The 26,443-nt window shown below is 69.2% G+C and carries 25 protein-coding genes and 1 tRNA gene; 17 read left to right on the forward strand and 9 right to left on the reverse strand.

The genetic code is table 11. The features are described 5' to 3' along the window. Positions 1 to 53: 53 nt before the first annotated feature. Both LPH33_RS08405 and LPH33_RS08410 read left to right on the forward strand, forming a co-directional pair. The gene (locus tag LPH33_RS08405) at positions 54 to 893 is read left to right on the forward strand and encodes a sulfurtransferase (RefSeq protein ID WP_229567804.1); all 840 of its coding nucleotides are present in this window, start codon (positions 54 to 56) and stop codon (positions 891 to 893) included. A gap of 133 nt (positions 894 to 1,026) precedes the next feature. Then, positions 1,027 to 1,878, forward strand: coding sequence for a DUF5995 family protein (locus tag LPH33_RS08410; protein ID WP_160877180.1), 852 nt, complete (start codon positions 1,027 to 1,029; stop codon positions 1,876 to 1,878). A gap of 28 nt (positions 1,879 to 1,906) precedes the next feature. On the opposite strand, the gene LPH33_RS08415 is transcribed toward LPH33_RS08410, so the two are convergent. After that, positions 1,907 to 2,725: a shikimate 5-dehydrogenase gene (locus LPH33_RS08415; RefSeq protein WP_229567806.1), complete on the reverse strand. Its 819-nt coding sequence runs from the start codon at positions 2,723 to 2,725 to the stop codon at positions 1,907 to 1,909. A gap of 92 nt (positions 2,726 to 2,817) precedes the next feature. Here LPH33_RS08415 and LPH33_RS08420 point away from each other — a divergent pair, with 92 nt between their 5' ends. Continuing rightward, the gene (locus LPH33_RS08420; RefSeq protein WP_088899332.1) at positions 2,818 to 3,600 is read left to right on the forward strand and encodes an enoyl-CoA hydratase/isomerase family protein; all 783 of its coding nucleotides are present in this window, start codon (positions 2,818 to 2,820) and stop codon (positions 3,598 to 3,600) included. A gap of 34 nt (positions 3,601 to 3,634) precedes the next feature. Here LPH33_RS08420 and LPH33_RS08425 read toward each other — a convergent pair whose 3' ends face one another. After that, a complete protein-coding gene (locus tag LPH33_RS08425; RefSeq protein WP_160877210.1) occupies positions 3,635 to 4,306 on the reverse strand; it encodes an HNH endonuclease family protein in 672 nt (223 codons plus the stop codon). 70 nt (positions 4,307 to 4,376) lie between these two features. Next, positions 4,377 to 5,300: an NADP-dependent oxidoreductase gene (locus LPH33_RS08430; RefSeq protein ID WP_229567808.1), complete on the reverse strand. Its 924-nt coding sequence runs from the start codon at positions 5,298 to 5,300 to the stop codon at positions 4,377 to 4,379. A gap of 49 nt (positions 5,301 to 5,349) precedes the next feature. Here LPH33_RS08430 and LPH33_RS08435 point away from each other — a divergent pair, with 49 nt between their 5' ends. The 8 genes from LPH33_RS08435 to LPH33_RS08470 all read left to right on the forward strand — a co-directional run bounded on the left by LPH33_RS08435 (position 5,350) and on the right by LPH33_RS08470 (position 15,190). After that, positions 5,350 to 8,157 (forward strand): DEAD/DEAH box helicase, encoded by a 2,808-nt coding sequence (locus LPH33_RS08435; RefSeq protein WP_202400356.1) that lies wholly within the window; start codon positions 5,350 to 5,352, stop codon positions 8,155 to 8,157. Next, entirely contained in the window at positions 8,158 to 8,928 is a 771-nt protein-coding gene (locus LPH33_RS08440; protein WP_229567809.1) for an SWIM zinc finger family protein, read from the forward strand. It begins immediately after the preceding gene. Between the two features lie 109 nt (positions 8,929 to 9,037). Further along, positions 9,038 to 9,589: a DUF1360 domain-containing protein gene (locus LPH33_RS08445; RefSeq protein ID WP_145691553.1), complete on the forward strand. Its 552-nt coding sequence runs from the start codon at positions 9,038 to 9,040 to the stop codon at positions 9,587 to 9,589. Positions 9,590 to 9,752: 163 nt separating this feature from the next. Beyond that, the gene (locus LPH33_RS08450; RefSeq protein ID WP_229567811.1) at positions 9,753 to 11,285 is read left to right on the forward strand and encodes a CoA-acylating methylmalonate-semialdehyde dehydrogenase; all 1,533 of its coding nucleotides are present in this window, start codon (positions 9,753 to 9,755) and stop codon (positions 11,283 to 11,285) included. Between the two features lie 11 nt (positions 11,286 to 11,296). Beyond that, the gene (locus tag LPH33_RS08455; RefSeq protein WP_088899327.1) at positions 11,297 to 12,451 is read left to right on the forward strand and encodes an isobutyryl-CoA dehydrogenase; all 1,155 of its coding nucleotides are present in this window, start codon (positions 11,297 to 11,299) and stop codon (positions 12,449 to 12,451) included. Then, positions 12,448 to 13,512 carry an enoyl-CoA hydratase/isomerase family protein gene (locus tag LPH33_RS08460; protein WP_145691555.1) on the forward strand — a complete coding sequence of 355 codons (1,065 nt, stop codon included), beginning with the start codon at positions 12,448 to 12,450 and terminating at the stop codon, positions 13,510 to 13,512. The genes LPH33_RS08455 and LPH33_RS08460 overlap by 4 nt, the downstream gene beginning before the upstream one ends. Next, entirely contained in the window at positions 13,509 to 14,417 is a 909-nt protein-coding gene (gene mmsB / locus LPH33_RS08465; RefSeq protein WP_145691556.1) for a 3-hydroxyisobutyrate dehydrogenase, read from the forward strand. The genes LPH33_RS08460 and mmsB overlap by 4 nt, the downstream gene beginning before the upstream one ends. Then, positions 14,414 to 15,190 carry an enoyl-CoA hydratase gene (locus LPH33_RS08470; RefSeq protein ID WP_006552563.1) on the forward strand — a complete coding sequence of 259 codons (777 nt, stop codon included), beginning with the start codon at positions 14,414 to 14,416 and terminating at the stop codon, positions 15,188 to 15,190. The genes mmsB and LPH33_RS08470 overlap by 4 nt, the downstream gene beginning before the upstream one ends. Before the next feature lie 74 nt (positions 15,191 to 15,264). On the opposite strand, the gene LPH33_RS08475 is transcribed toward LPH33_RS08470, so the two are convergent. The 4 genes from LPH33_RS08475 to LPH33_RS08490 all read right to left on the reverse strand — a co-directional run bounded on the left by LPH33_RS08475 (position 15,265) and on the right by LPH33_RS08490 (position 18,980). Beyond that, entirely contained in the window at positions 15,265 to 15,792 is a 528-nt protein-coding gene (locus LPH33_RS08475) for a MarR family winged helix-turn-helix transcriptional regulator (RefSeq protein ID WP_160877186.1), read from the reverse strand. A 72-nt stretch (positions 15,793 to 15,864) separates the two neighbouring features. Beyond that, positions 15,865 to 17,013, reverse strand: a complete 1,149-nt coding sequence (locus LPH33_RS08480) for a sulfotransferase family protein (protein ID WP_145691558.1) — start codon at positions 17,011 to 17,013, stop codon at positions 15,865 to 15,867. A 12-nt stretch (positions 17,014 to 17,025) separates the two neighbouring features. Next, positions 17,026 to 17,817: an SDR family oxidoreductase gene (locus LPH33_RS08485; RefSeq protein ID WP_145691559.1), complete on the reverse strand. Its 792-nt coding sequence runs from the start codon at positions 17,815 to 17,817 to the stop codon at positions 17,026 to 17,028. Next, positions 17,814 to 18,980: a hypothetical protein gene (locus tag LPH33_RS08490; RefSeq protein WP_229567813.1), complete on the reverse strand. Its 1,167-nt coding sequence runs from the start codon at positions 18,978 to 18,980 to the stop codon at positions 17,814 to 17,816. The genes LPH33_RS08485 and LPH33_RS08490 overlap by 4 nt, the downstream gene beginning before the upstream one ends. A gap of 82 nt (positions 18,981 to 19,062) precedes the next feature. Between LPH33_RS08490 and LPH33_RS08495 the strand changes: the two genes are divergently transcribed. From LPH33_RS08495 to LPH33_RS08520, 6 genes are all read left to right on the forward strand, one after another. Then, complete coding sequence (locus LPH33_RS08495; protein ID WP_088899321.1) at positions 19,063 to 20,004, forward strand: IclR family transcriptional regulator; 942 nt, start codon at positions 19,063 to 19,065, stop codon at positions 20,002 to 20,004. 115 nt (positions 20,005 to 20,119) lie between these two features. After that, on the forward strand, positions 20,120 to 21,052 hold the full coding sequence (cysD, locus tag LPH33_RS08500) for a sulfate adenylyltransferase subunit CysD (protein WP_229567815.1): 933 nt from the start codon (positions 20,120 to 20,122) through the stop codon (positions 21,050 to 21,052). Continuing rightward, on the forward strand, positions 21,052 to 22,887 hold the full coding sequence (gene cysC / locus LPH33_RS08505; protein ID WP_229567817.1) for an adenylyl-sulfate kinase: 1,836 nt from the start codon (positions 21,052 to 21,054) through the stop codon (positions 22,885 to 22,887). Before cysD ends, cysC begins: the two co-directional genes overlap by 1 nt. After that, positions 22,884 to 24,065, forward strand: a complete 1,182-nt coding sequence (locus tag LPH33_RS08510) for a 3'(2'),5'-bisphosphate nucleotidase CysQ (RefSeq protein WP_160877190.1) — start codon at positions 22,884 to 22,886, stop codon at positions 24,063 to 24,065. Before cysC ends, LPH33_RS08510 begins: the two co-directional genes overlap by 4 nt. A 52-nt stretch (positions 24,066 to 24,117) precedes the next feature. Continuing rightward, entirely contained in the window at positions 24,118 to 25,116 is a 999-nt protein-coding gene (locus tag LPH33_RS08515) for an MBL fold metallo-hydrolase (protein WP_229567819.1), read from the forward strand. Beyond that, positions 25,113 to 25,475: a nuclear transport factor 2 family protein gene (locus LPH33_RS08520; RefSeq protein WP_229567821.1), complete on the forward strand. Its 363-nt coding sequence runs from the start codon at positions 25,113 to 25,115 to the stop codon at positions 25,473 to 25,475. The genes LPH33_RS08515 and LPH33_RS08520 overlap by 4 nt, the downstream gene beginning before the upstream one ends. 63 nt (positions 25,476 to 25,538) lie before the next feature. Here LPH33_RS08520 and LPH33_RS08525 read toward each other — a convergent pair. After that, a tRNA-Arg gene (locus LPH33_RS08525) sits at positions 25,539 to 25,614 on the reverse strand. 121 nt (positions 25,615 to 25,735) lie between these two features. Beyond that, on the reverse strand, positions 25,736 to 26,443 hold the full coding sequence (locus tag LPH33_RS08530; RefSeq protein WP_160877196.1) for a DUF305 domain-containing protein: 708 nt from the start codon (positions 26,441 to 26,443) through the stop codon (positions 25,736 to 25,738).

Raw genomic sequence — 26,443 nt, forward strand, 5'->3', positions numbered from 1 at the left:
GCGTGTCGCCCCAAAGCCGGAACGGCGTGTGCCGTTCGTGTCAGGATCGGATCATGTCCGATACTCCCGTTCTCCTCTCCACCGTCGAACTCGCCGAGATGATCGAGCAGGGCCGGTCGCCGGTGATACTCGACGTCCGCTGGGCGCTCGGTGACAGACGCGGGCGGGACCGATTCCTCGAAGGACACATCAGCGGCGCGGTCTACGTCGACCTGGACGAGGATCTCGCCGATCCGCCCGCGCCCGAGCTCGGCCGTCATCCGCTGCCCGACATCGACCGTTTCCAGGCCATCGCACGCCGGTGGGGGATCGACGACGGTGCTCTCGTCGTCGCATACGACGACAGCGGCGATCTGGCCGCGGCCCGCGCGTGGTGGCTGTTGCGCTGGGCCGGTCACTCCGAGGTGCGGCTGCTCGACGGCGGACTGCAGGGGTGGATCGCCGGTGGGCACCCTCTCGCCGCAGGTCCGGGCGGCGAGAAGAAGCCCGGCAACGTGACGTTGAGCCCCGGCCACATGCCCACGATCGGTCCCGACGAGGCCGCGACCTACGCGTCCCACGGAGTTCTGCTCGATGCGCGCGCCCACGCGCGGTACCGCGGCGACGAGGAGCCGGTGGACCGCCGGGCGGGCCACATCCCCGGGGCGGTCAGCGCGCCGACCACCGAGAACCTCCGTCAGGACGGGTCGTTCCTGCCCGCGGATCAGATCGCATACCGCTTCTCGAAGCTGGGCGTGAAGCGCACCGACGTCGCCGTGTACTGCGGATCCGGAATCAATGCCGCACACGAGATCGCTGCACTGGAGATCGCGGGCATCGACGCCGCCCTGTATCCGGGTTCGTGGTCGCAGTGGTCGGCCGACCCGAAGCGGGAGGTCGCCACGGGCAGCTGAGCGGCGAGCCGCCGACCGATGCGTAGTTCTCGTCGACGATGCGCGAGATCGCCGACGAGAACTGCACGCCGGAGCCGGCCGCGAATGGGACACCCCGGAGTATCCCGGAGAAACGCCCGGTAAATTAACGCAAATGAAACATTTCGCCCGAGGCCGTACGACGCTCACGGTAGGTGCTGCAGTCCTGGCGACGCTGCTCGCCGCACCGACCGTCTCGGCCGCGCCGGTGCCGGCCGATACGGCACCGTCCCACTGCGTATCCGCCGCTCCCCAGGCCGAGATCGCCGCCCTGACCGATCCCGCGGGAATCGACACCTTCGACGACGCCCGCACCCGGATCGCCGAGCTGCGCGACCTCCTCACCCGCAGCGACGACTACCGCGGCACGTTCGTCCTCGCCTTCGACGAGATCCTCGAACTCACCGGCCCGACCCTCGACTCCGGGATCTATGACGATCCGGAATGGGCGTCCGCGCTCGCCGTCGAAGTGGTGCGTCTCTACCTGGCGAATCTGCACGAGTACGTGGCCGGCGGGTCGCCGGCGCCGCACTGGGCGGAAGCGCTCGCGCTCACCGAACAGTGCGACCGCAGCCCCGGTCGCGTGTTGCTCGGCGCGATCGTCGCCCACCTGGTGGTCGACTTCCCGGAAGCGCTCGTGACCATCGGATCGACGCCCGAGCACACCCGCGACTTCTACACCTTCGGTGAAGCGCTCGTCGATGCTGCGCCCGTGATCGCCGAGGAGTTCGAGGCGGTCTACAGCGTCGACCTCGGACCGTTCTTCACCGGCTGGTTCGTCGGCGACCTGGTGGGGGACACCGAGACCACCACGTTCATGTTCCAGTCGGCACGAACGGCCGCGTGGGTCAACAACTTCGGTCTGCAGAACCCCGCCACGCACGACATCACCCGCCTCGAGATGAACGTCGCGGTCGACGCCGCCACCGTGGTGCTCGACGGTCTCGAGCAGGGCGGAATCGTCTGACGGCGGAGTCGTCCTCGGTTCCTGCCGTTCAGGAACGGGAGTACTCCGACGCGCGGCGCACCTGCTCGCGCGTCGGGGTCACCCCCGTGTAGAGCTCGAACTGCAGGGCCGCCTGCAGCGCGATGACCTCGTCGCCCGTGATCACCGGGATGTCGTGCTCGCGGGCGAAGCGGACGAGCGGGGTGTCCGGCGGGACGGCCACGACGTCGAAGACGGTCGACGCTGCGGCGACGAAGTCGTGGGGGAGCGGCAGGTCGCCCGATTCGGCGCCGCCCGTCATCCCGATCGGAGTGGCGTTGACGATCAGCCCGGGCGCGACGTCGCTCGTGTCGGCGCGCCATTCGTAGCCGTACTTGCGCGCGAGCGGCCGTCCGGTGTCCTCGTTGCGCGCGACGATCGTTCCGTCGGTGAATCCGTTGTGGCGCAGCGCCGCTGTCACTGCCTTCGCCATGCCGCCGCTGCCCACCACCGTGACGGGCAGGGTGGAGTCGACGCCGTGCTCGACGAGCAGATCGCTCACCGCCTGGTAGTCGGTGTTGTAGGCGTGCAGGACGCCGTCGTCGTTGACGATCGTGTTCACGGACTCGATGGCCCGCGCCGAATCGTGCAGTACGTCGACGAGGGGCAGTACGGCTTCCTTGAACGGCATCGACACCCCGGCGCCGCGGATGCCCAGGCCGCGTATCCCCGCCACGGCGTCCTCGATGTTCGCGGGCGCGAACGCCTTGTAGACGAAGTCGAGGCCGAGTTCCTCGTAGAGATAGTTGTGGAACCGGGTGCCGATGTTGCTGGGACGGCCGGACATCGAGATGCACAGCCGGGTGTCCTTGGAGATGCGCTCGAGCATTTCCTCACCGTAGACCCGACGCATGCGGAAACATCGATGTTCTCGGACGAGCATGCTGTTCTCACTGGAAAGAATGATATACTGTCCGATGCATGGGAGACGATCTGGGTGCAGGTGGACTGAGATTCGAACGGGAAGGCGCGATCGGCTGGTGCATCATCGACCGGCCCGCAGCACGCAACGCGTTCACCCCGGCGATGTACTACGGGCTCAAACGTGCGGTGCGACTGGTCAATTCCGATCCCGACCTCGCCGCCCTCGTCATCACCGGTGTCGACGACGTCTTCGCGCCCGGCGGTGACCTCGGCGGTCGCGCCGAACCCGGCGACGATCTGCCCGAGGGCCTCTCGGGAGTGGACGTCGTCCCGTTCCTGACCATCCGCGACAGTCGCGCCCCCGTCATCTCCGCCGTCAACGGCATCTGCCAGGCGGGGGGACTGCTGGTCGCGATGATGTCCGACATCGCCGTCGCCAGCGAGCGCGCGACCTTCCGTGTCCCCGAACTCCTCCGGGGCATCCCCGACGCGACCTTCGCCGCCGCGCTGCCCGCGCACGTCGGTCTCGCCGTCGCCCGCGACCTGCTGTTGTCGGCGCGGGTCTTCGACGCCCACGAGGCGCAGCGTCTGGGTGTCATCTCCCGCGTCGTCCCGCACGAGCAACTGCGCGAGGCCGCACTCGAGGCCGCGCGGCAGGTCCTGCGCACCGCACCCATCGCGCGCGCCCAGGTCAAGCGCATGCTCAACGAGCGCTACGGACAGTTCGACTACCAGACGATGTTCGGTGCCCTCGAGACCTCACCCGAACCCCGCGAAGGGATGCGGGCGTTCATGGAGAAACGCGAACCCGACTGGATCCCGCGCAACCTTCCCGCCTGAGCGGTGGCACGGGCACGGCTCCGCCGCGACGGTGTCACGGGCACGACTCCGCCGCGCTCACCAGGGCGCGGTGGTCGTCGACCGTGATCGGCAACGCGTAACGCACCGCGACGGTCAGGTACCGGCCGGCGAACCAGCAGCGGTAACCGGCGGCCGGTGGCAGCCACTGGGCCGGCGTGCCGTCGCGCTTGTCGAGGTTGGCCTGCCCGTCGACAGCGACGAGGTTGTAGGTGATGTCGTTCGCGAACCGGAGTCGACGTTCGGCGGGCCATGCTGCGGCACCGAGATCCCAGGCCGCAGCGAGCGGATAGATGTGATCGATGTGCACGGCGATCGCCTCGGCACGCCGGAACTCCACGCGCGCCCCGGTGTACGGATCGTTCAGGACCCCACTCGTCACGACACAGTCGTCGCTACCGGCCCGGAAGGTGGGGGAGGTGAGGTCGCGCGCGAGGACGTTGTTGCGGGTGTCGCAGCCGTCGTGCCCACCGGCACCGGGGTGATCGTCGGACCAGGCCGGGCCGAACACGCATCGCTCGCCCGGGCCGCAGCCCCGCTGATAGCCGGGCACCCGTCGGCGCTGCTCGACCACCGTCACCTGCTCGAGCAGGGCATGCACCTCGGCTCGGGTGGGGCTGCCCGGCACCGTCCCGGACTCCGGCGCGGTGCGGTCCCACAGCCAGGACACCGCCACCGCGATCACCACTGCCGCCACCCACCACGTCGCGTTCCCCCCACGCACGCGGCGATCCTGGCATGCCCTGCCGACAGGATCTTCAGGGCACGGTGACGACGATCTTCCCGCCGGCGTGCCCGGACTCGACGAGTTCCAGCGCGGCCCCGGCCTCGGCGAGCGGGAAGGTCCGCTCGATGCGCGGCGTGAGGGCACCACGCTCGACGAACGCCGCGACCCGCTCGAACACCTCCCGGGTCCGTCGCCGCGTGATTCCCGAACCGCCCAGCGTCGCCGCGCGGGCCGGATCGGCGACACTCACGACCCGTTCCGGCGCCCGCGTCAGCGCGACCGCCCGCTCGAGTACGTCGCCGCCGACGAGGTCGACGACCGCGGTCACCGCCCCGCACCGCTCCGCGGTGGCCGCGACCCGCGCGTCGAACCCGTCGCCGGACTCGATCCACAGACCGCCGCACGACTCGACGAGATCCCGTTTCCCCGCACTCGCCACGCCGAGCACGGCGGCACCGGCGTTGTGCGCGAGCTGCGTCACCGCCGACCCGACGCCCCCACCGGCACCCAGGACGAGGACGGTGTCCGCATCGACGATCTCGAGGTGCTCGACGATGTCGAAGGCCGTTCTGGCCGCGACCGGGAGGGTTGCCGCCACCTCGAACGGCACCGACTCGGGCACGAGCGCGGCAGCCCGCGCGTCGACGAGGGTGTACTCGGCGTAGCCGCCGTAGCCCTCCGCGGTGGCCCCGAAGACGGCATCGCCCGGCCGGAAGCCGGTGTCCGGACCGGCGGCCTCCACCACACCCGCGACCTCCCGTCCGAGCACCGCCGGGAAGTGCACCGTGACGCTGCCTGTGCGCCGTCCGGACCGCACCTTCCAGTCGGCGGGATTCACGCCCGCGGCCCGGACCGACACGAGGAGCTGCCCCGGACCGGGCGAGGGGACGGGGGTGTCGAACAGCTGCTGTGTCTCCGGACCGCCGTACTCCGCGAAGCCGTATGCGCGTGCCATGGGACCCAGCCTGCCATCGGGGTCGGGTGCGGCTGGCACGATAGTGGGCATGTTGCACGGGCTGTGGTCACCGGGATCCGGCCTGATGCTGTGGTGGGACCCCGCCGCAGAGCCCGATCCCGACGCGCTGCCGTCTGCGCTGCGCCGGTGGATCGACCGCCCGTTCCGCCATCGCGTCACCCTCACTCTCCCCACGGAGACCGAGCCGAGCACGCTGCCCGCCGTCGCGGTCGCGCCGTCGGATGCAGCCGAGCTCCTGCTGGACATGCCGCGCCGTCCCGGGGGTGTCGGTGGCGACCTGCGGTATCTCGCGCACGTCGCCCGCGGCATCGAGAGGTGGGCGCAGGCCGGCCGCGTCGCACCGGAGCTCGTGCGTGTCGAGAAGCAGTGGTGGGCGCGGTGGCGTCTGCTCGGTGGCGAGAAGACGCGGGCCTGGTCCGCCGAACTGGCGGCCGCGATGTCTCCGGCGCAGCGACAGCTCGGTCGACCGGTCGATCTCCTCGACGATCTGTGCCGCGAACTGACCGACCCGATCGTGCGCACCCTCCACGGCTCGTCGACCTCGCTGCACCCGCTCGTCGCCGCACTGGCCGAGGGGAGTCCCCATCCCCGCGGCACCCAGCGCATGGCCGATGCGCTCGAGGAATGGCGTGCCAGCCTCGCCGGATACGAACCCGACCTCGTGCTGCGCCTCGTCGAGCCGGACGATGCCGACGACGGGGTCGGAGCCGACTCCATCTGGCGGCTCGAGGTGTGCCTGCGACCGGAGGGCCAGTCCCCGACGCCGCTGCCCGTCGAGGACACCGACCCGCACCTGCTCCAGATCGGCGTGCGCAAGCTCGGGATCGCACTCCAGGCCTATCCCCGCCTGCAGGACGTGCCCCGCGATCCCGACAGTCTCGACCTGCTGCTGCCCACCCCGGTCGTCGTCGACCTCGTCGAACACGGCGCCCGGGAGCTCGACGCCGCGGGCATCGCGGTGCTGCTGCCGCGCGCCTGGACCCGGGTCGATCCGTCGCTGCGTCTGCAGGTCGAGTCGCCCGTCGCCCCTGTGAGCGCCGACGACAGCGTGGTCGGGATGAGCGCGATCGTCTCGTACGAATGGCAGCTCGCCGTCGGCGACATGCTGCTCACACCCTCGGAGATGGAAGAGCTCGTCGCGGCCAACAGTGACCTGGTCAAGCTGCGCGGCAAGTGGGTGCGGGCCGATGCCGAGGCACTGGCCCGCGCGGCCCGGTACGTCACGGCGCATTCCGCCGAGGATGCGACCCTCGGGTCGTTGTTCGCCCAGTTCACCGGCGACGATGCTCCGCCCGCGGAGGTCACCGAGATCTCCGCTTCCGGCTGGGTCGAGATGCTGCTCGACGGTCAGGCGCACCCCGAGTCGGTCCCCGTGCCGGCGGGACTGAACGCCGAACTGCGTCCCTACCAGCAGCGCGGCCTCGACTGGCTCGCGTTCATGAGCCGGCTCGGTCTCGGTGCCGTGCTCGCCGACGACATGGGCCTGGGCAAGACCATCCAGGTCCTCGCGTTGCTCGCCCACGAACGCGAGTCGAACCTGCGGAAGGCACCGACACTGCTCGTCTGCCCGATGTCGGTGGTGGGCAACTGGCAGCGCGAGGCCGAACGGTTCGTGCCCGACCTGCGGGTGCACGTCCACCACGGCGCCCAGCGGCTGAGCGGACCGGCACTCGCCGCCGCTGCCGCCGACCATGATCTCGTGGTGACGACCTACGCCATCGCCGCCCGCGACGTCGCGCAGCTCGCGACGCTGACCTGGCAACGCGTGGTCCTCGACGAGGCCCAGCACGTGAAGAACACCGCGACGGCGCAGTCCCGCGCCACGCGCGCCGTGCCCGCGGCGCACCGGATCGCACTCACCGGCACCCCGGTGGAGAACCGGCTCGAGGAGCTGCGCGCGATCCTGGACTTCGCGAATCCGTCCCTGCTCGGCAGCGCGGCGTCCTTCCGTGCCCGGTTCGCGGTGCCGATCGAGCGCGATCACGACGCCGTCGCCGCGGCGCGGTTGCGGGCGCTGTCCGCACCGTTCGTGATGCGCCGCGTCAAGACCGATCCCGACGTGATCTCCGATCTGCCCGAGAAGTTCGAGCAGACCGTGCGCGCCAACCTCACGGCCGAGCAGGCCGCCCTGTACCGGGCCGTCGTGGACGACATGATGCGCCGGATCCGCGACAAGGAGGGCATGGCCCGCAAGGGTGCGGTGCTCGCGGCGCTGACCCGGCTCAAGCAGGTGTGCAATCATCCGGCGCACTATCTGGGCGACGGCTCGCCCGTCCTGCGTCGCGGACGGCACCGCTCGGGCAAGCTCGGTCTGGTCGAGGACATCGTCGAGTCGGTGCTGGCCGACGGCGAGAAGGTGTTGCTGTTCACGCAGTTCCGCGAGTTCGGTGAGCTCGTCGTCCCCTATCTCGAGGAGCGGTTCGCGACGACGGTGCCCTTCCTGCACGGGGGAGTGTCCAAGGGGCGGCGCGACGCGATGGTCGACGGCTTCCAGGGAGAGGGCGGTCCTCCGATCATGGTGCTCTCGCTCAAGGCGGGCGGGACCGGACTGAACCTCACCGCTGCGAACCACGTCGTGCATCTCGACCGGTGGTGGAATCCGGCGGTGGAGAACCAGGCCACCGACCGCGCGTTCCGGATCGGGCAGCGCCGCGACGTCCAGGTCCGCAAGCTCGTCTGTGTGGGGACGGTGGAGGAGCGTATCGACGAGATGCTCACCGGCAAACAGGAACTGGCCGAGATCGTGGTCGGGGCGGGGGAGAACTGGATCACCGAGTTGTCCACCGACCAGCTGCACTCCCTGCTCACCCTCGGCGACGACGCGGTGGGGGACTAGATGGCACGGGGCAACGTACGCCGCTACGGCACGGCCCGCCGGATCGACGGCGGCATCGAGGCGCGCACCAAGCGGGGCGCGATCGGCCGCAGCTGGTGGTCGAAGGAACTGATCTCGACGATGGAGGAGGTCGCCGAGAAGGGGCGACTGACGCGGGGCCGTGCCTACGCGCGCGCCGGGCAGGTGATCTCCATGCGACTCGAACCCGGAGTGGCGGTGGGAGATGTGCAGGGCAGTCAGCTCACCCCGTTCACCTCGGCGGTGCGGGTGCGCACGCTCGACGAGGAGGCGGTGGGCGAACTCGTCTCGCTCGTCCGCTCGTCGCCGGGCATGCTGGCGCGGCTCGCCGCGGGCATCCTTCCCGACGAGCTGGGATCCTCCCTGCTGCCGCGACGCGCGGGCGAGCTCGACTTCGACTGCACGTGCCCCGACGACGGGTGGCCCTGCAAGCACGCCGCGGCCGTCGCCTACCTGCTTGCAGAACACGTCGACGACCAGCCGCTCGCGGTCCTGACCCTGCGCGGGGTGGACCTCGCGACGCTGATCGGCGGCGTCGACGATGCGGACGCCGACGACGACCCGGCCGCAGCGCAGGACTTCTACGGCGACGACACCGAGTTGCCCGAGCTGCCCACGGAACGGTTCCGCCCCGCACCCGAGGACCTCGACCCGATGCTGCTGCGCCGCGCGTTGCGGGCCGGTGGAACCGACGAAGCCGTGGTGATCCGCGGCATCACCGATCTCGAGGATCTCTACCGCCGCATGCGCTGACCGCGATCGGGCGCCGGTGGTTGTGCTGTCCGCCCCCGGGGTATGCCGCCCGATGAAGGTGACGGCTCCGGTCGCGCCACCGACAGCACATGCCACGAGTGGAGGATTCATGCGGACACCGGAAGCACCGTCGACAGCGCGAGAGAACGCAGAACGTGCGGTCCATGCGGTCCAGGACGAGGTCGACACCTATCGGAACGGAGAGGATCGACCCCTCGGCGGATATGCGGTGCTCATGTCCGTGTACGCCACCATCGTCGGCACGCTCGGCGCCGTCGCGGCCAAGCGAGGGCGGCCGATGCCGAGGCCCGATGCCGGCGATCTCGTCGTCACCGCGCTCGCGAGCCACAAGATCTCCCGCATCGTGAGCAAGGCGGCGGTGACCAGCCCGGTCCGGGCACCGTTCACCAAGTTCGACGGCCCCGGTGGTCCGGCCGAGGTGATGGAGCAGCCCCGCAAGTCGTCGCGGGTCCGTCACGCCGTCGGGGAACTGCTGGCGTGCCCCTTCTGCCTCGACCTGTGGACGGTGACGGCGCTGGTCTTCGGCCGTGTCTACGCTCCGAATCTCACGCGTCTGGTGGCGGGGTCGTTCGCGGCGTTGACCGGAGCGGACTTCCTGCACCTGGCGTACGCGAAGGCGCAGCAGCTCGCCGAGGGCTGATATCGACCCTTCGTGAGGGGTGCCGGCCGATCCGGTCCGGTGTGACGGTAGACATACGTGGACTTCCAACTATAGGATGAGCGAAGACTTCGGGCCTTCGCCCGTTCGCGCCGAAAATCGTACATCCCACGTCATCGCACACCAGTAAAGGACGGGATCGGACATGAGCGTTCGAGAATTGACCCACTTCGTCGGCGGACAGCACGTCGCCGGCACCTCCGGCCGCTTCGCCGACGTCTTCGCCCCCAACACCGGAGAGGTCCAGGCGCGCGTGCCGCTCGCGGCCGACTCCGAGGTCGACGCCGTCATCGCCAACGCCGCCGAGGCGCAGAAGGTGTGGGCGTCCTGGAATCCTCAGAAGCGCGTGCGCGTCCTCATGAAGTTCGTGTACCTCGTGCAGGAGAACATGGACGAGCTCGCCCACCTGCTGTCGAGCGAGCACGGCAAGACCGTCCCCGACGCGAAGGGCGACATCCAGCGTGGCCTCGAGGTGATCGAGGTCGCCGTCGGAGCCCCGCACCTGCTCAAGGGTGAGTACACCGAGTCCGCGGGCGGCGGAATCGACGTCTACTCGATGCGTCAGCCCCTCGGCGTCGTCGCCGGCATCACCCCGTTCAACTTCCCGGCCATGATCCCGCTGTGGAAGGCCGGCCCGGCTCTCGCCGCCGGAAACGCGTTCGTGCTCAAGCCTTCCGAGCGCGATCCCTCCGTGCCGCTCCGCCTGGCCGAGCTCTTCCTCGAGGCCGGTCTGCCCGCCGGTGTGTTCAACGTCGTCAACGGCGACAAGAGCGCCGTCGACTACCTGCTCAACGACCCGCGCATCAAGGCGATCGGCTTCGTCGGCTCGACCCCCATCGCGCAGTACATCTACGAGACGGCCGCGAAGAACGGCAAGCGCGCGCAGTGCTTCGGTGGTGCGAAGAACCACGCGATCATCATGCCCGACGCCGACCTCGACCAGGTCGCGGACGCACTCGTCGGCGCCGCCTACGGCTCGGCCGGTGAGCGCTGCATGGCGCTGTCCGTCGCCGTCCCCGTCGGTGAGGAGACCGCGGACCGGCTCGTCGCCAAGCTCGCCGAACGCATCGCCGAACTGCGTATCGGCACCAGCTTCGACGAGAAGGCCGACTTCGGTCCGCTCGTGACCGCCGCCGCCCGCGATCGCGTGCACGGTTACATCGCCCAGGGCGTCGAGGAAGGCGCGGAACTGGTCGTCGACGGCCGCGACTTCGTCCTCGAAGGACACGAGAACGGCTTCTTCTCCGGCGCCACCCTGTTCGACAAGGTCACCCCCGAGATGTCCATCTACAAGGAGGAGATCTTCGGCCCCGTGCTCACCGTGGTGCGTGCGCGCGACTACGAGGACGCCCTGCGCCTGCCGACCGAGCACGAGTACGGCAACGGCGTCGCGATCTTCACCCGCGACGGCGATACCGCCCGCGACTTTGCGGCCCGCGTCGAGGTCGGCATGGTCGGCATCAACGTTCCGATCCCCGTCCCGATCGCGTACTACACCTTCGGCGGCTGGAAGGCGTCGGGCTTCGGCGATCTCAACCAGCACGGCCCCGACGCCTTCCGCTTCTACACCAAGACCAAGACGGTCACGCAGCGCTGGCCGTCCGGCGTCAAGGAAGGCGACATCGAGGGTGCGCACGTGGCCGACACCGACCACTTCGTCATCCCGACGATGAACTAGGCGGTCCATCGATGTTCGTTCTCACCGACGACGACCGGGCGATCCGCGACACCGCCCGCGACTTCGCCACCGAATATCTGGCCCCGAACGCGGTCGAGTGGGACCAGAGCAAGCACTTCCCCGTGGACGTGCTGCGCAAGGCTGCCGAACTGGGCATGGGCGGGATCTACGTCCGCGAGGACGTGGGCGGATCGGGGCTGCGACGCCTCGACTCCGTCCGCATCTTCGAGGAACTCGCGAAGGGCTGCCCGTCCATCGCCGCGTACATCTCCATCCACAACATGGTCACGTGGATGATCGACAAGTTCGGCAACGACGATCAGCGCAAGCAGTGGATCCCGAAGCTGTGCACGATGGAGCATCTCGCGAGCTACTGCCTCACCGAGCCGGGCGCCGGATCCGACGCAGCGGCCCTGAGCACCAAGGCCGTTCGTGACGGCGACGAGTACGTGCTCACCGGGGTCAAGCAGTTCATCTCCGGAGCCGGCACGTCCGACGTCTACGTGGTCATGGCCCGCACCGGCGACACCGGCGCCCGCGGTATCTCGGCGTTCATCGTCCCGAAGGACACCCCCGGGCTGTCCTTCGGTGCCAACGAGAAGAAGATGGGCTGGAACGCGCAGCCCACCCGCCAGGTCATCCTCGACGGCGCCCGCGTGCCCGCCGAGAACCTCCTCGGCACCGAGGGCGGCGGCTTCCGGATCGCCATGCACGGTCTCAACGGCGGCCGCATCAACATCGCGGCGTGCTCGGTGGGTGGCGGCCAGACCGCCCTCGACCGGGCGGTCGCCTACCTCGCCGAGCGCAAGGCCTTCGGCGAGCGGCTGCTCGACTCGCAGGCGCTGCAGTTCCGCCTCGCCGACATGCGGATCGAACTCGAGGCCGCACGCACGATGCTGTGGCGTGCCGCCGACGCGCTCGACCGTGGCGCCGACGACGTCGTGGAGCTGTGCGCGATGGCCAAGCGCTTCGCCACCGACACCGGTTTCGAGGTCGCGAACGAGGCGCTGCAGTTGCACGGCGGATACGGTTACCTTGCCGAGTACGGGATCGAGAAGATCGTGCGCGACCTGCGCGTGCATCAGATCCTGGAAGGAACCAACGAGATCATGCGGGTGGTCGTCGCGCGGAGCGTGGTGGCCGCAGCGCAGAACGGAGCGGCATGACCGGGCAGGAACCCGAGATCCTCATCGACGTGAAGGACGGCATCGGCCGTATCACGCTCAACCGGCCCAAGGCCATCAACGCCCTCAACCACGCCATGGTCCTCGAGATGTCGAAGGCCCTGAGCGCGTGGGAGAACGACGATTCGGTGCGTGCCGTGCTGGTGCGCGGTGCCGGTGAGCGCGGTCTGTGCGCCGGCGGCGACATCGTCTCGATCTACCACGACGCCAAGGACGGCGGCACGGGATCGCAGGACTTCTGGCGCGACGAGTACATCCTCAACGCTGCCATCGGTCGCTACCCGAAGCCGTACATCGCGATCATGGACGGCATCGTCATGGGCGGCGGCGTCGGGATCTCGGCGCACGGCAACGTCCGGATCGTCACCGAACGCTCGAGCATCGCGATGCCCGAGACCGGAATCGGATTCGTTCCCGACGTCGGCGGCACCTACCTGCTCTCGCGCACGCCCGGCGAGATCGGCACGCACATCGCGCTGACCACCGGACGGATGAAGGCAGGCGACGCCATCGCTCTGGGCTTCGCCGACCACTACCTGCCGTCCGAGTCACTCGACAAGTTCGTCGCCGCACTCGAATCCGGCTCGCTCGAGGACGCGCTCGCCGAATACTCGCAGCCCGCACCGGAATCGGCGCTGCTCGCACAGCGCGAGTGGATCGACGCGGCGTACTCCGCCGACACCGTCGAGGAGATCGTCGAACGCCTCCAGGCCTCCGATGTTCCGGAGGCACGCGAGACCGCCGACCAGGTGCTCGCGAAATCGCCTGTCGCACTGAAGGTGACCCTGCGGTCGCTGCGTCACGCCCGGCAGCTCGGCAGCCTCGAAGAGGTGCTGAACGAGGAGTTCCGGGTCTCGACCGCCTCGCTGAAGTCGCACGACCTCGTCGAGGGCATCCGCGCACAGGTCGTCGACAAGGACCGCAACCCGCAGTGGTCGCCGGCGACCCTCGCCGATGTCACCGAGGCCGACGTCGACGCCTACTTCCAGCCGCTCGGCGATCTCGAACTCGGGCTCGCCGCTCCCAAGGAGAACGACCGATGAGTGAACTTCCCACCGTCGCCTTCCTCGGCCTCGGACACATGGGCGGGCCGATGGCCGCGAACCTCGTCCGCGCCGGGTACACCGTCACCGGGTACGACCCGGTTCCCGCTGCGCAGGAAGAGGCCACGAAGAACGGCATCACCGTCGCCGAGGCCGCGATCGATGCGGTGCGCGGTGCCCAGGTCGTGATCACCATGCTGCCCAACGGCAAGCTCGTCCTCGACCTGTACGACGAGATCCTGCCCGCGGCCGGGGCGAACACACTGTTCGTCGACAGCTCGACGATCGACGTCGCCGACGCCCGCGCGGCGGCGGAGAAGGCTCAGAAGGCCGGTCACCGTGCCGTCGACGCCCCGGTCTCCGGCGGTGTCGCCGGTGCCGCCGCAGGCACCCTCGCGTTCATGGTCGGCGGCAGCGAGGACGACTTCGCCACCGCGAAGCCGCTGCTCGAGGCCATGGGACGCAAGATCGTCCACTGCGGCGGGTCGGGCAACGGCCAGGCCGCGAAGATCTGCAACAACATGATCCTGGGCATCTCGATGATCGCCATCAGCGAGGCGTTCGTCCTCGGCGAGAAGCTGGGCCTCGACAACCAGGCACTGTTCGACGTCGCGTCCAACGCGTCCGGTCAGTGCTGGGCGCTGACGAGCAACTGCCCGGTGCCGGGCCCCGTCCCGACCACCCCCGCGAACAACGACTACCAGCCGGGCTTCGCGGCCGCGCTCATGGACAAGGATCTCGGACTGGCCGCGAACGCGGTGCGGGCCAACGGTGTCGAGGCCGAACTCGGACTGCGTGCAGCCGAGCTCTACCATCGTTTCAACACCGAGGGTGGTGGAGGACTCGACTTCTCCGCCATCATCACCGACATCCGAGACCGCTCGACCGCGAAGGACAGCCAGTGACCGATTTCGAGACCATCCTGCTCGACCGCAAGGGCCGCGTCGGCATCGTCACCCTCAACCGGCCGAAGGCGCTCAACGCCCTCAACAGCCAGTTGATGCGTGAGGTCGTCGCCGCCGTCGAGGAACTCGACGCGGACGACGAGATCGGTGCGATCCTGCTCACCGGCTCGGAGAAGGCGTTCGCCGCCGGTGCCGACATCAAGGAGATGGCTCCGAAGACCTTCGCCGAGGTCTACGCGGAAGACCTGTTCTCGCAGTGGGATCGGCTCTCGTCCGTCCGCAAGCCGATCGTCGCCGCGGTGTCGGGCTACGCGCTCGGCGGCGGCTGCGAGCTGGCGATGCTGTGCGACTTCATCATCGCGTCCGACACCGCCAAGTTCGGTCAGCCCGAGATCAAGCTCGGCGTCATCCCGGGCATCGGCGGATCGCAGCGCCTCACCCGCGCCGTGGGCAAGGCCAAGGCCATGGACATGTGCCTGACCGGCCGCAACATGGACGCCGAGGAGGCCGAGCGCGCCGGACTCGTCTCGCGCATCGTTCCTGCCGCCGAACTGTTCGACGTGGCACTCGAGACGGCGACGACCATCGCGTCGATGTCGCTGCCCGTCGCGATCATGGCGAAGGAGGCCGTCAACCGCTCCTTCGAGACGACGCTGGCCGAGGGCGTGAAGTTCGAGCGCCGCGTGTTCCATTCGACGTTCGCCACCGCCGACCAGAAGGAAGGCATGGCGGCCTTCGTCGAGAAGCGCGCGCCGGAGTTCAAGCACGCCTGATCCGCACCATCTGTACGACGAAGGGCCGCCCCGAACGGGGCGGCCCTTCTCGTTTCTCGGCCGTCTCTTGCGCCTCACCACTTGGAAGGCGCACCGCCGGTGTCGAAGTCGCCGGCGTCGTGCCGCATCGTCGCGATGATGCGCAGCAGTGTGTCGATGTGCTCCTCGGGGATACCCGGCCGGGCGAAGACCTCCGTGTTGAGCTTCTCGGTTGCCTGGATCGCCAATGCCCGTCCCTCGTCGGTGAGTTCGATGAGTGTGGCCCGTCGATCGCTCGGATGCGGGGTACGCCGGACCAGTCCGGCCTTCTCGAGGCGGTCGACGGCGTTGGTGACGCTGGTGGGGTGCACCTGCAGGCGCGCACTGGCCTTCGCCATCGGCAACGTCCCCGACCTGGTGAAATGCAGCAGCGTGAGGAGTTCGTAGCGGGCAAAGGTCAGGCCGAAGGGCTTGAGCACCTCCTCGACCCGCGCCATCATGATCTGCTGCGCCCGCATCACCGAGGTGACCGCGGCCATGCCGTCGGCGACTTCGCCCCAGCCGTGGGCGGTCCACTGGCGGTGGGCTTCGGCGATGGGGTCGAGGGGGAGTGGTGCGGGCATGCCTCCATCATCCCACGGACGAACGCGCAGGTAGCCAGGGCACACCGGTTTCCGGTGCCTTTCGTGCCGGGTTCAGCGGTACGCGTAGTCGCGGAAACGCTCGTCGACCTCGCCCACACTCAGCCCGAACTCCTCGAGTGTGTACCGGTGCGCGGGTTTCCTTGCCCCGCTGCGGCTTTCTTCGTGCAGGTCGGCCATCGCGCGTTCGGCTTCCGCGGTGAACGGCAGACCGAACCGGTCGTACAGACCGCCGACGGTGCCGAGCGGATCGGCGACGAAATCCCGGTAGTCCACGTCGACGAAACGGGCGGGATCGTGCCGGCGGCGCACCTCGGTGAAATGATCGAAACCCCGTGCCCAGAGGTCGAGCTGGCTGCGCCCGATCGTCTCGCCGACGAACGCTTCGGACCATCCTTCCGTGGCCTGCGCTGCGAGGCTGCACACCGACGGGATCACGGTGCGCGGATCGCGGTGGGTGACGACGACGAGCGCGTCCGGATACACCGCGAGCAGTTCGTCCAGTGCGAACAGGTGGCTGGGATTCTTGAGCACCCACCGCTTGTCGGCGTCCGGCAGCCCGATGAGCTGCAGGTTCCTCCGGTGCCGGGCGTAGGCCGCCGTCCAGTCCTGCTCCGCGAGCCACTGCGAGTAGGTGGGCAGGTGGGCCAGGCACTCGTAGGAGATCGAGCGGAACGACTGGCGCAGAAGCTGCCAGCATTCCTCGACCTCGGCGGCGGACATGTAGTGCACACCCATGAATTCGGGATGCTCGATGTGGTGCTGCGCGAACCCGGCCTCGATACCGGCGAAGACCGGGTTCTCCGCCCAGGTCTCGCGGGGCGGCCGGGGCTGCGGCATCTCGGTCAGCCACATCTCGAGTCCCTGATGGGCGGGATCCGCGGCGAGCAGACGGTGCAGTGCCGTCGTGCCGGTGCGGGGCAGGCCGGTGACGAAGATCGGCCGGGTGATCGGGACGTCGGCGTGCTCGGGATGGGCGGCCCAGGCCGATTCCGACAGCAACCGCGCCACGAGGGCGCCGCGCAGGAAGACCCGCGACATCTTGCTGCCGAGCGGGGTGAGCTTCTCGTCCCGCGCATACGATTCGAGCAGGATCCCGAGCCCGTCACGGTAGTCGTCGTCGCCGAAACCGGTCAGGCCCGTCAAACGGGTCGCGGAGGCGTGCAGGTCCTCGACGGTGCCGACGGTGGTGCGTTCGCTCATGTGCTGTCCCGTTCAGTGGTGGTATTCGCCGCAGTTGACGTCGAGGCACTGGCCGGTGATCGCCGACGCCATCGGCGAGGCCAGGAAGATCACCGCATCCGCGATCTCCTCGGTGGTCGGGAGACGCTTCAGATCGGAAGCGGCGGCGGTGTGCTCGTAGATCTGTTCGACGGTGGTGCCGTACTTTCCCGCCTGGTGTTCGAAGTACCCCTGCAGAATCGGACCCCAGATGTACCCCGGTGCAACAGAGTTCACTCGAACTCCCTGCGGTCCGAGTTCGGTCGCCAGGGACTGCGACATCGCCAGCAACGCCGACTTCGCGAGTTTGTAACTGCCGTAACGTTCCTGGGAGTGACGCAGCACCATCGAATTGATGTTGACCACCGCGCCGGCCGACTCGGCGAGGGCGGGGGTGAACAACTGTGTGAGCCGCAGCGCGCCGAGGACGGTGAGTTCCACGCTGTCGCGAATCTGCTGGAAGTCGGTGCGCGACAACGGCTTCATCGACGGAACGGAGAAGGCGTTGTTGACGAGCACGTCGACACGCCCGAACTCCGAGACCGCCGCCTCGACGAGTGCGGCGGCGGACTCGTCGTCGGTGATGTCGGTGGGCACGACCAGTGCCCGGCGGCCCGTGCTCTCGACCTCCGCTGCAACCTTCTCGAGCCGCTCCCGGGTCCGGGCGGCAAGCACCACGTCGGCGCCGTGTTCGGCGCACCGCAGCGCGAGCGTGCGCCCCAGTCCCGGACCGACACCGGAGACCACGACGACGCGGTCGCGGAGCAGTCCCGCTGCCGCGCTCATGCGAGCATCCGATCGGCGACGCCCCGCTGGCGCTCCGCGATGCGCTGCGCCCACGCCTCGGGTGTGATGCGATTCGAGTCGTGGAAGGGCAGGACCTCGGGGAGCCGATCGAACGGCACCACCTCGGCGGTCGGGCCGTCGGCCGCGGTCAGTTCGCGATCGAGGCGCTGCCAGCGGAACTGCAGGATCCCGCGGCTGCGCCCGAGGGTCTCGACCCAGTTCGTCAGCCCCGGATCGCGGGCCGAGACCACGATCCGGACCATTCCGTCGGGATCGACCTGCGCCTGACTGTTGTTCAGGGAGGTCTGGTGATGGATGTAGTCCAGGGAGATGTACCAGAGACTGCCGATCTGGAAGCCCAGATAGGGCGCGTCGCTCGCCGGGAGGGTCAGGACCATCGCCTCGTCGTCCCCGAGTTCGTAGTGCCCGACGGACGAGTACTGCGTGTCCAGACCACCGGGGGTGCGGCGCGGTTCCGTCACCGTGTTCACCGGCAGCTTCAGGTAGAACCACTCGGGGAACTGCAGCCAGGTCTTCACCCGTGAGACCAGCGCGCGACCGGCACGTTCGTAACGGGTGACCACGTCCTGGTGGGTGGGCTCGGGGGCCGGGGTGCCGAGGCTGTCGAGCCGGTGGATGCTCAGCATGCCGCGGCGCTGCGTCCAGTCGCTGTAGACCTCGCGGACCACGAGCTGCGACGAGCCGGGCGCGAGCGGGAAGTAGTTCCGTTCCGGGTCTCTTGGGCCGGGTCCGAACCGCACCTCGAAGGTGCCGTCATCGGCGATGGCCAACGCGCGGTCGTCGAAGGCCGTGACATTGCCGGGCACCTCGGCGTCGGTGTAGTTGCCGGCCAGCACCTGGAAGCTGAGATCGCAGGTCGTGCCGCGGCGCCCGGTGACGACGTACTCGGCGTCGTCGCGGATCGACGCGCCCCAGTAGAGGGTGTCGGGATTGTCGAGGCCCATCTTCGCGTAGGGACCGGTGCCGGTGACGAAGACCGGATGGGAGCGGCTGTACGCGAAGGTGGCGTGCACGCACGCCGAGATCCCACCGGCCAGATATCCGTATCCCTCGACGAGGTCCTGTTCGGTGCGGATGTGCGGGGCGGTGGCGACGAGTTTCTCGGCCTTGGCTATCGCCGCGGTGAGCGGATCGGTGAGCACTGCGATCTCCTGTGGTCCAAATATGTACCGCTGCGGTAGTCTTCCGTTGCGCTGAGAGTAGAACGTGTTCCAGGGAGGGTCAATGGCTCGTCGCGAGACCGGAACGCTCGGAGAGTCCACCGCCGGGGCGGGAGCAGCCCGCCGGTCGCCACCCACGGAACGCGTCGTGCAGGTCCTCGACCACCTCGTCGCGCGACCCGGCGTCCGGTTCGGACTGTCGGAACTGGCACGCGAACTCGACCTGAGCAAGCCCACCTGTCTGGGCATCCTCACCGTCCTCGCCGACGCCGGCTATCTGATCCGCGACCCCGTCGACAAGACCTACGGGCTCGGTCCGGCGCTGATCGTCGCGGGACGCGCCGCCCAGCGCGGCTTCGCGTCCGGGCCGGTCGCGCACCGTCATCTCGCCGCACTCGCCGAGGAGTTCGGCGTGATGTGCTCCGCGTCGGCGGTCGTCGGCGACCGGATCGCGGTGCTCGACGTCGTCGGTGGCCACGGCACGGCCGCGGCGGCGCGTGTGGGGGAGGTCTATCCCTTCGCACCCCCGGTGGGGCTGATGTACGTGCTGTGGGACACCGACGAGCGCATCGAACAGTGGCTGCGGCGAGAGCCGACCCTGCCGGTCACCGTGGACCGCGACGACCTGTGGCGGATCGTCACCGAATGTCGCCGGACGGGTTATCTGGCCGAGTCCCTCACGCCCGGCGGCCGCCGCCTCTACGCGCTCATGGCCGGGGTGGTCTCGCACGATCTCGCGCCCGAGATGCGGGAGATGCTGGCGGAACTCGTGGCGAGCCCCGGTGAGCGCGTGCTGCTGCCCGACGCCTTCGCCGCGGGGGAAGAGCGGGCGGTCAACCTCATGGCCGCCCCGGCCTACGATCCCGACGGCCACCAGTCGCTCGTGCTCACGCTGCACCTCGAGCGGGAGGTGGACGCGGCCGGGATCGAGCGGTGCGGTGCGGCGCTCGTGGCGGTCGCGGATGCGATCACCGCGGATCTCGGCGGACGCCGGCCGGCGCGCTGACGGAGCGCTGCGGAGACTACCCGTTGACCTGGAATTGAAACTCGTTCTACTGTTACGGAGTAATCTTCGACCGCATCGGTACACATGTGTACCGAGCCGGGTGAGAGGGGCACGAGTGACCACGGTGCCACCGCAACGACCACCGATCTACGAACTTTCGCTGCTCGGTGCGCTCGAAGCCGAGTCCGTGCATATCTTCCGCGAGGTCGCCGCGACCTTCTCCCGTCCCGTCCTGCTGTTCTCGGGTGGCAAGGACTCCGCGGTCATGCTCCACCTCGCGGCCAAGGCGTTCTGGCCCGCGCCGCTGCCGTTCCCCGTGCTGCACATCGACACCGGGCACAACTTCGACGAGGTGATCGACTTCCGCGACCGCACCGTCGAGCGCCTGGGACTCCGGTCGATCGTCGCCTCGGTGCAGGACGACATCGATGCCGGGCGTGCCGTCGAGGACGACGGACCGCACGCGACCCGCAACCGGCTGCAGACCGGAACCCTCCTGCGCGCATTGCAGGAAGGGGGATTCGACGCCGTCTTCGGGGGTGCTCGTCGCGACGAGGAGAAGGCCCGCGCGAAGGAACGCGTCTTCAGCCTGCGCGACGAGTTCGGGCAGTGGGACCCGAAGGCGCAGCGACCCGAACTGTGGCAGCTGTACAACGGCCGGCACCGCCGCGGCGAACACATGCGGGTCTTCCCGCTGTCCAACTGGACCGAACTCGACATCTGGCGGTACATCCGCGACGAGGGTGTCGACCTGCCGTCCCTGTACTACGCCCACCGGCGCCCGGTGATCGAGCGCGACGGAATGCTGCTCGCACACACCCGCTTTCTCACCCTCCTCCCCGGGGAGACCCCGCGCGAGAGCCTCGTCCGATTCCGCACCGTCGGGGACGCGACGTGCACCGGCTGCGTCGAATCCGCCGCCACCATCGCGGACGAGGTGGTCACCGAGGTCTCCGCCAGCCGGGTCACCGAACGCGGCGCGACGCGGGCGGACGACCGGATCTCCGACGCCGGGATGGAAGACCGCAAGAGGGAAGGATATTTCTGATGTCCCGCCTGCTGCGCATCGCCACCGCCGGCAGCGTCGACGACGGCAAGTCCACGCTGATCGGCCGATTGCTGTTCGACTCGAAGGCCGTCTTCGAGGACCAACTCGAGGCGGTGACCCGCACGAGCCTCGACCGCGGCGCCGACCGCGCCGATCTCGCGCTGCTCACCGACGGCCTGCGCGCCGAACGCGAACAGGGCATCACGATCGACGTCGCCTATCGCTATTTCGCCACGGCGCACAGAACATTCGTCATCGCCGACACTCCCGGTCACGAGCAGTACACGCGCAACATGGTCACCGGGGCGTCCACCGCCGACCTGGCGCTCGTCCTCGTCGATGCCCGCAACGGCATCGTCGAGCAGACCCGCCGGCACGCCTTCCTCGCGTCGCTGCTCGGGGTGCGGCACGTGGTGCTGTGTATCAACAAGATGGACCTGGTGGACTGGTCGCAGAGCCGGTTCGACGAGATCTGCGACGATTTCCGGAATTTCGCGGCGAAGCTCGACATGCCCGACCTCGCGTTCGTTCCCATCTCCGCGCTGCACGGCGACAACGTCGTCTCCCGCACCGCGAACATGCCGTGGTATGAGGGGACTTCGCTGCTGCATCACCTCGAACACGTCCACATCGCGTCGGACACCAACCTCATCGACGCGCGACTGCCCGTGCAGTACGTCATCCGCCCGGGCGAGGGCGAGCACCGCGACTTCCGCGGCTACGCCGGAACGGTCGCCGCCGGCGGATTTGCACCCGGCGACGACGTGGTCGTTCTCCCTTCCGGTTTCGGAACACGGGTACGGACGTTGTGGGGGCCGGGCGGAACGGAACTCGAGCACGCCTTCGCCGGTGCGGCGGTGTGCGTCGAACTCGAGGACGACCTCGACGTCGGACGCGGTGACATGCTGTGCCGCCCCAACAACCGTCCACTCGTCGGGCACGAGATCGACGCCATGGTGTGCTGGTTCGACGAACGCTCCGCACTCGACCCGGACGCCCGCTACGCCCTGCTGCACACCACCCGCTCGACCACCGCGCGGGTCGCGCGGCTGGACTACCGGCTCGACGTCAACAGCCTGCACCGCGACGAGGCCGCGACGACGCTCGGCCTCAACGAGATCGGCCGCGTGCAACTGCGTACGCAACAGCCGCTGCTGTTCGACCCCTACCGGCGCAACCGCACCACCGGAAGCTTCGTGCTCGTCGACGAACGCACCGGCAACACCGTCGCGGCCGGGATGATCACCGGGCCGACGCTGGCGGACAGCCGGGTGGTCTGGCACTCGGCGGCGGTCTCGCGGACCGAACGGGGGAGAGCCGGGGCGACGGTGTGGCTCACCGGGCTGTCCGCCTCCGGCAAGTCCACGCTCGCCGTCGAACTCGAACGACGACTGCTCGCCGAAGGCATTCCCGCCTACCGCCTCGACGGCGACAACCTCAGGCACGGCCTCAACGCCGACCTCGGATTCGGCCCCGAGGACCGCGCGGAGAACGTCCGCCGCGTCGGCGCGGTCGCACAACTGATGGCCGACGCCGGACTCGTCGCGATCTGTGCGCTCATCAGCCCCTACCGACAGGACCGCGACCGCATCCGCCGCCAGCACGAGGAGGCGGGGATCCGTTTCGTCGAGGTCTTCGTCGACACCCCGCTCGCCGACTGCGAGGCCCGCGATCCGAAAGGCATGTACGCGCGGGCACGCGCCGGCGAGATCACCGGATTCACCGGCGTCGACGATCCCTACGAACCACCGTCCGATCCCCAACTGGTCGTGCGCCCCCACGACGGCACGCCTGCCGTGCAGGCGGGCCTCGTCGTGGAATTGTTGAGGACATGACGCACGACTACAGCGACGATGCCCGCCTTGCGGCCGGGGGCGACGACGCTCGACCCGCGGCCGAGAGCGACGACGCCCGACTCGCAGCCGAGACGGCTTCCGGCGCAGGTGAACTGTTGCTCACGGTCCGCGCCATCGAATCGGATGCCCTCACCGGGCGCGAGCTGGGCCGGCGCGGCGATCACGCCGCCAACACGTACATCCTCGAACGGCTGGCGGCCGCGCGCCCCGGCGACGCGGTGCTCTCGGAGGAATCCGCGGACGATCCGGCGCGGGTCGGCGCCGACCGCGTCTGGATCATCGACCCGCTCGACGGGTCGAAGGAGTACGGGATGCCCGACCATGTCGACTGGGCGGTCCACATCGCGCTCTGGGAGGCAGGGCGAGGGCTCACCGCCGCCGCGGTCGCGCAACCGGCGATCGGCGTCGTCCACAGCACCGCAGATCCGGTTCCGGCGCCGCGGCCGGCCCGCCGTCGCCCCCGCATCGTCATCAGCGGGAGCAGGCCGCCTGCCTTCGTGTTCGATCTGGCCCGCGATCTCGGTGCCGACCTGATCCGGATGGGTTCGGCCGGTGCCAAGGCGATGGCGGTGGTGCGCGGGGAGGCCGACGCCTACATCCACGCGGGCGGTCAGTGGGAGTGGGATTCGGCGGCACCGGTCGCGGTCGCGCGTGCCGCGGGTCTGCACTGCGCCCGCATCGACGGCAGCGAACTCGAATACAACCGGCCGCATCCGTATCTGCCCGACCTGGTGATCTGCCGCGCCGACTGGGCGCCGGAGGTGATGTCCGCGCTGGCCGTGCACGCCACCGGGCCGACCGACAGCCCTCGGGTCGCGATGGCACGCGCCTACATCCGATCCCTGGTCAGTCACGACGCGTCCCACGTCCGGCTCGCCGAGGACGCCTGGCGGGTCGAGAACGGGGAGCGCACCGGCGACAGCGGCATCGAGATCCGCGACCGCCTCGAGAACGGCCCGGAATACCGGCCCATCCGCCGTGTCCGCGACCTGCAGTTCCGCGAATGGCACCACAGTGTCGTCGCGCGGTTCGTCCTGGACATCGCGGCGGGCCCGAGCGCGGAGATGTCGGTCGCGGTGACGGAGCACTTCGACATCCCGGCGGGGGAGATCAGGTCGATCGTCGCGATCATCGAGCCCGCGCAGGGTAATAGTTGAATTCATTGTTGTAGCTTTCGAAAGAAAGTCACCATGACCGAGAGGCATCACCATGGCCGAAGCGCGTGACATCGGGGACGGCATCCACGTCGTTCCCGTCCCGGTGGCGGACCTACCCGTCGGCGACACCCAGGTCTACGTGATGGAATCCCCGCGCGGCGTCGTCCTCGTCGACGTCGGCTGGAACGACGACCGGTCGTGGGCAGCGTTGCAGGACGGCCTGGCCACCGCCGGCCTGTCGGTCACCGACGTCGAGGGCGTGGTGGTCACCCATTTCCACCCCGACCACGTCGGGCTCACCGGGCGCATCCGGGAGGCCTCCGGCTGCTGGGTCGCGATGAACGAGGCCGACTTCGCCCACCTCGAGGTCATGCTCTCCGACGACGACCGCCGTCCTCAGGAAGCCGATCTGCTGCGCCGCGCCGGGGCACCCGAGGACGCGATCGAGGAATCGCTCGCTACCCTCGTACCGGCGGTCGGCCGTCCCGACGCGCTGCCCGACCGCAAACTTGGTGCCGACGAGGCGATCCCGCTGACGGGGCGGTCACTGCGCACCGTGCTGACCCCCGGTCACACGGCCGGCCACGCGTGTTTCCTGCTCGAGGAACACGGTGTGCTGTTCAGCGGCGACCACGTCCTCGCGACCACGACTCCGCACGTCGGCGAGTTCGATTTCCCTCTGCCGCAACGCGACGCGCTGGGGGAGTACCTCGACTCGCTGCGTGCGGTCGCCGACCTGCCCGTGCGACGCGCCCTGCCCGCGCACCGGCGGCAGATCGACGACCTGCCGCACCGCGTCGGCGAACTGATCGCCCACCACGACCAGCGCCTCGACGATCTCTACGACGCGTTCGGCGACGAGGAGCTCACGCTGTGGGAGGCCACCGCCCGGATGCGCTGGTACCGGCCGTGGGACGAGACCCCCCTGCACGGCAAGCGGATGGCGCTCGCGGAGGGATCGGCGCACGTCCGGCAGCTCATCGAGCGGGGACGGGTCCGTCGCGTGCCCGGTACGGAACCCGCCCGCTTCGCGCGCGTGCAGACCCGATGAGCCCCGAGGAGCTGGTCGTCGAGTTCTGCCGGCGCTGGGCCGATCCCGATCCTGCCGAACTCGCGGCCTTCTTCGCCGACGACGCCGTCTTCCACAACATCCCGATGGAACCGATCCGCGGCCGCGCGGCCATCGAGGAGTACATCGCGGGCTTCGTGACGTCCTTCGGGGCGATCGACTACCGCATCCACCATCAGGCGGTCTCCGGCAAGGTCGTGCTCAACGAACGCACCGATGTGTTCACGATGAACGGCCGGACGATCGAACTGCCCGTCACGGGCGTCTTCGAGATCGTGGACGGGAAGATCGCGGCCTGCCGCGACTACTTCGATCCCACACCCTTCACCGCCGGCAACTGACCGGCACCGGCAACCTGGTCCTGGAACGCCGAAGGCCCCGCTTCGTGAGAAGCGGGGCCTTCGTGGTGCCCTCGGCAGGATTCGAACCTGCGACTTCTTGCTCCGGAGGCAAGCGCTCTATCCCCTGAGCTACGAGGGCATCCGGACCACCGGATGACCGGAGGTGCGGGAGTTAGCCTAGCGCATCGAGCGCTCAACTCCACATCGCCAGGTCAGAGCCGGTTTTCGGTCCGAAGTCGCGGTTTCACCCGATCGGCGGCTCAGTTGAGGGGCAGGGGTTCGGCGCCGCGCTCGGCGAGCAGCGACCTCATCAGATCCGACTCGCCCTGCTGCGTGGCGACCATCGTGCCCGCCAGATTGCGCACCGCCGAGGTGCTCGCGTACTGCTCGCCGTACTCCATCATCGGCAGACCACCCTCGTGGTGGCGCAGCATCAGCTGGAGGAAGAGCACGTCCAGTTCGGGACCGCGAGCGGCCCGGAGATTCGCGAGATCCTCGGAGGTCGCCATGCCCGGCATCAGGTGCGAGCCGTCGGAATCCTCGGACTCGGTCGTCGCGCCGTGACCGCCGTGGCCGTGACCCGTCTCGGTCATCCACTCCATGTACTCGCCCGTCGGCAGCGCCGGCTGCCCCCACAGCGACAACCAGCCCTGCATCTGACCGATCTGGTTCTGCTGGGTGGTGAGGATGTCGTACGCGATGTTGCGGATCCGATCGTCCTCCGAATTGGAGACCACCACGGCGGCCATCTCGACGCCCTGGTCGTGGTGCACGATCATGTCCTGCGCGAATCCGACGTCCACCGAACCGGCCTCCGGCGCCGCCTGCGCGGAGTCCTCGAAGGGGATCCGGGACAGGAACCCCGCGAGGAAGCCGACGGCGACCGCGGCGACGGTGAGCAGCACCAGCAGCAGCCGGTTGTGCCCACCGCGCTCGGTGGTGGAGATGTCCGAGGAGGTTTCGCTCAT

The sequence above is a fragment of the Rhodococcus sp. RDE2 genome (assembly GCF_020885655.1).
GTDB classification, from domain to species: domain Bacteria; phylum Actinomycetota; class Actinomycetes; order Mycobacteriales; family Mycobacteriaceae; genus Rhodococcus; species Rhodococcus pyridinivorans.

What these genes read in the sequence shown, in the direction of transcription:
- LPH33_RS08495 (WP_088899321.1), top strand. Translation starts at nt 19,063, where the DNA reads ATGGCTCGTCGCGAGACCGGAACGCTCGGAGAGTCCACCGCCGGGGCG.
- LPH33_RS08475 (WP_160877186.1), bottom strand. Translation starts at nt 15,792, where the DNA reads ATGCCCGCACCACTCCCCCTCGACCCCATCGCCGAAGCCCACCGCCAG.
- LPH33_RS08420 (WP_088899332.1), top strand. Translation starts at nt 2,818, where the DNA reads ATGGGAGACGATCTGGGTGCAGGTGGACTGAGATTCGAACGGGAAGGC.
- LPH33_RS08405 (WP_229567804.1), top strand. Translation starts at nt 54, where the DNA reads ATGTCCGATACTCCCGTTCTCCTCTCCACCGTCGAACTCGCCGAGATG.
- mmsB (WP_145691556.1), top strand. Translation starts at nt 13,509, where the DNA reads ATGAGTGAACTTCCCACCGTCGCCTTCCTCGGCCTCGGACACATGGGC.
- LPH33_RS08415 (WP_229567806.1), bottom strand. Translation starts at nt 2,725, where the DNA reads ATGCTCGAGCGCATCTCCAAGGACACCCGGCTGTGCATCTCGATGTCC.
- LPH33_RS08450 (WP_229567811.1), top strand. Translation starts at nt 9,753, where the DNA reads ATGAGCGTTCGAGAATTGACCCACTTCGTCGGCGGACAGCACGTCGCC.
- LPH33_RS08430 (WP_229567808.1), bottom strand. Translation starts at nt 5,300, where the DNA reads ATGGCACGCGCATACGGCTTCGCGGAGTACGGCGGTCCGGAGACACAG.
- LPH33_RS08520 (WP_229567821.1), top strand. Translation starts at nt 25,113, where the DNA reads ATGAGCCCCGAGGAGCTGGTCGTCGAGTTCTGCCGGCGCTGGGCCGAT.
- LPH33_RS08510 (WP_160877190.1), top strand. Translation starts at nt 22,884, where the DNA reads ATGACGCACGACTACAGCGACGATGCCCGCCTTGCGGCCGGGGGCGAC.
- LPH33_RS08460 (WP_145691555.1), top strand. Translation starts at nt 12,448, where the DNA reads ATGACCGGGCAGGAACCCGAGATCCTCATCGACGTGAAGGACGGCATC.
- cysC (WP_229567817.1), top strand. Translation starts at nt 21,052, where the DNA reads ATGTCCCGCCTGCTGCGCATCGCCACCGCCGGCAGCGTCGACGACGGC.
- LPH33_RS08480 (WP_145691558.1), bottom strand. Translation starts at nt 17,013, where the DNA reads ATGAGCGAACGCACCACCGTCGGCACCGTCGAGGACCTGCACGCCTCC.
- LPH33_RS08445 (WP_145691553.1), top strand. Translation starts at nt 9,038, where the DNA reads ATGCGGACACCGGAAGCACCGTCGACAGCGCGAGAGAACGCAGAACGT.
- LPH33_RS08455 (WP_088899327.1), top strand. Translation starts at nt 11,297, where the DNA reads ATGTTCGTTCTCACCGACGACGACCGGGCGATCCGCGACACCGCCCGC.
- LPH33_RS08435 (WP_202400356.1), top strand. Translation starts at nt 5,350, where the DNA reads ATGTTGCACGGGCTGTGGTCACCGGGATCCGGCCTGATGCTGTGGTGG.
- LPH33_RS08440 (WP_229567809.1), top strand. Translation starts at nt 8,158, where the DNA reads ATGGCACGGGGCAACGTACGCCGCTACGGCACGGCCCGCCGGATCGAC.
- LPH33_RS08530 (WP_160877196.1), bottom strand. Translation starts at nt 26,443, where the DNA reads ATGAGCGAAACCTCCTCGGACATCTCCACCACCGAGCGCGGTGGGCAC.
- LPH33_RS08515 (WP_229567819.1), top strand. Translation starts at nt 24,118, where the DNA reads ATGGCCGAAGCGCGTGACATCGGGGACGGCATCCACGTCGTTCCCGTC.
- LPH33_RS08410 (WP_160877180.1), top strand. Translation starts at nt 1,027, where the DNA reads ATGAAACATTTCGCCCGAGGCCGTACGACGCTCACGGTAGGTGCTGCA.
- LPH33_RS08485 (WP_145691559.1), bottom strand. Translation starts at nt 17,817, where the DNA reads ATGAGCGCGGCAGCGGGACTGCTCCGCGACCGCGTCGTCGTGGTCTCC.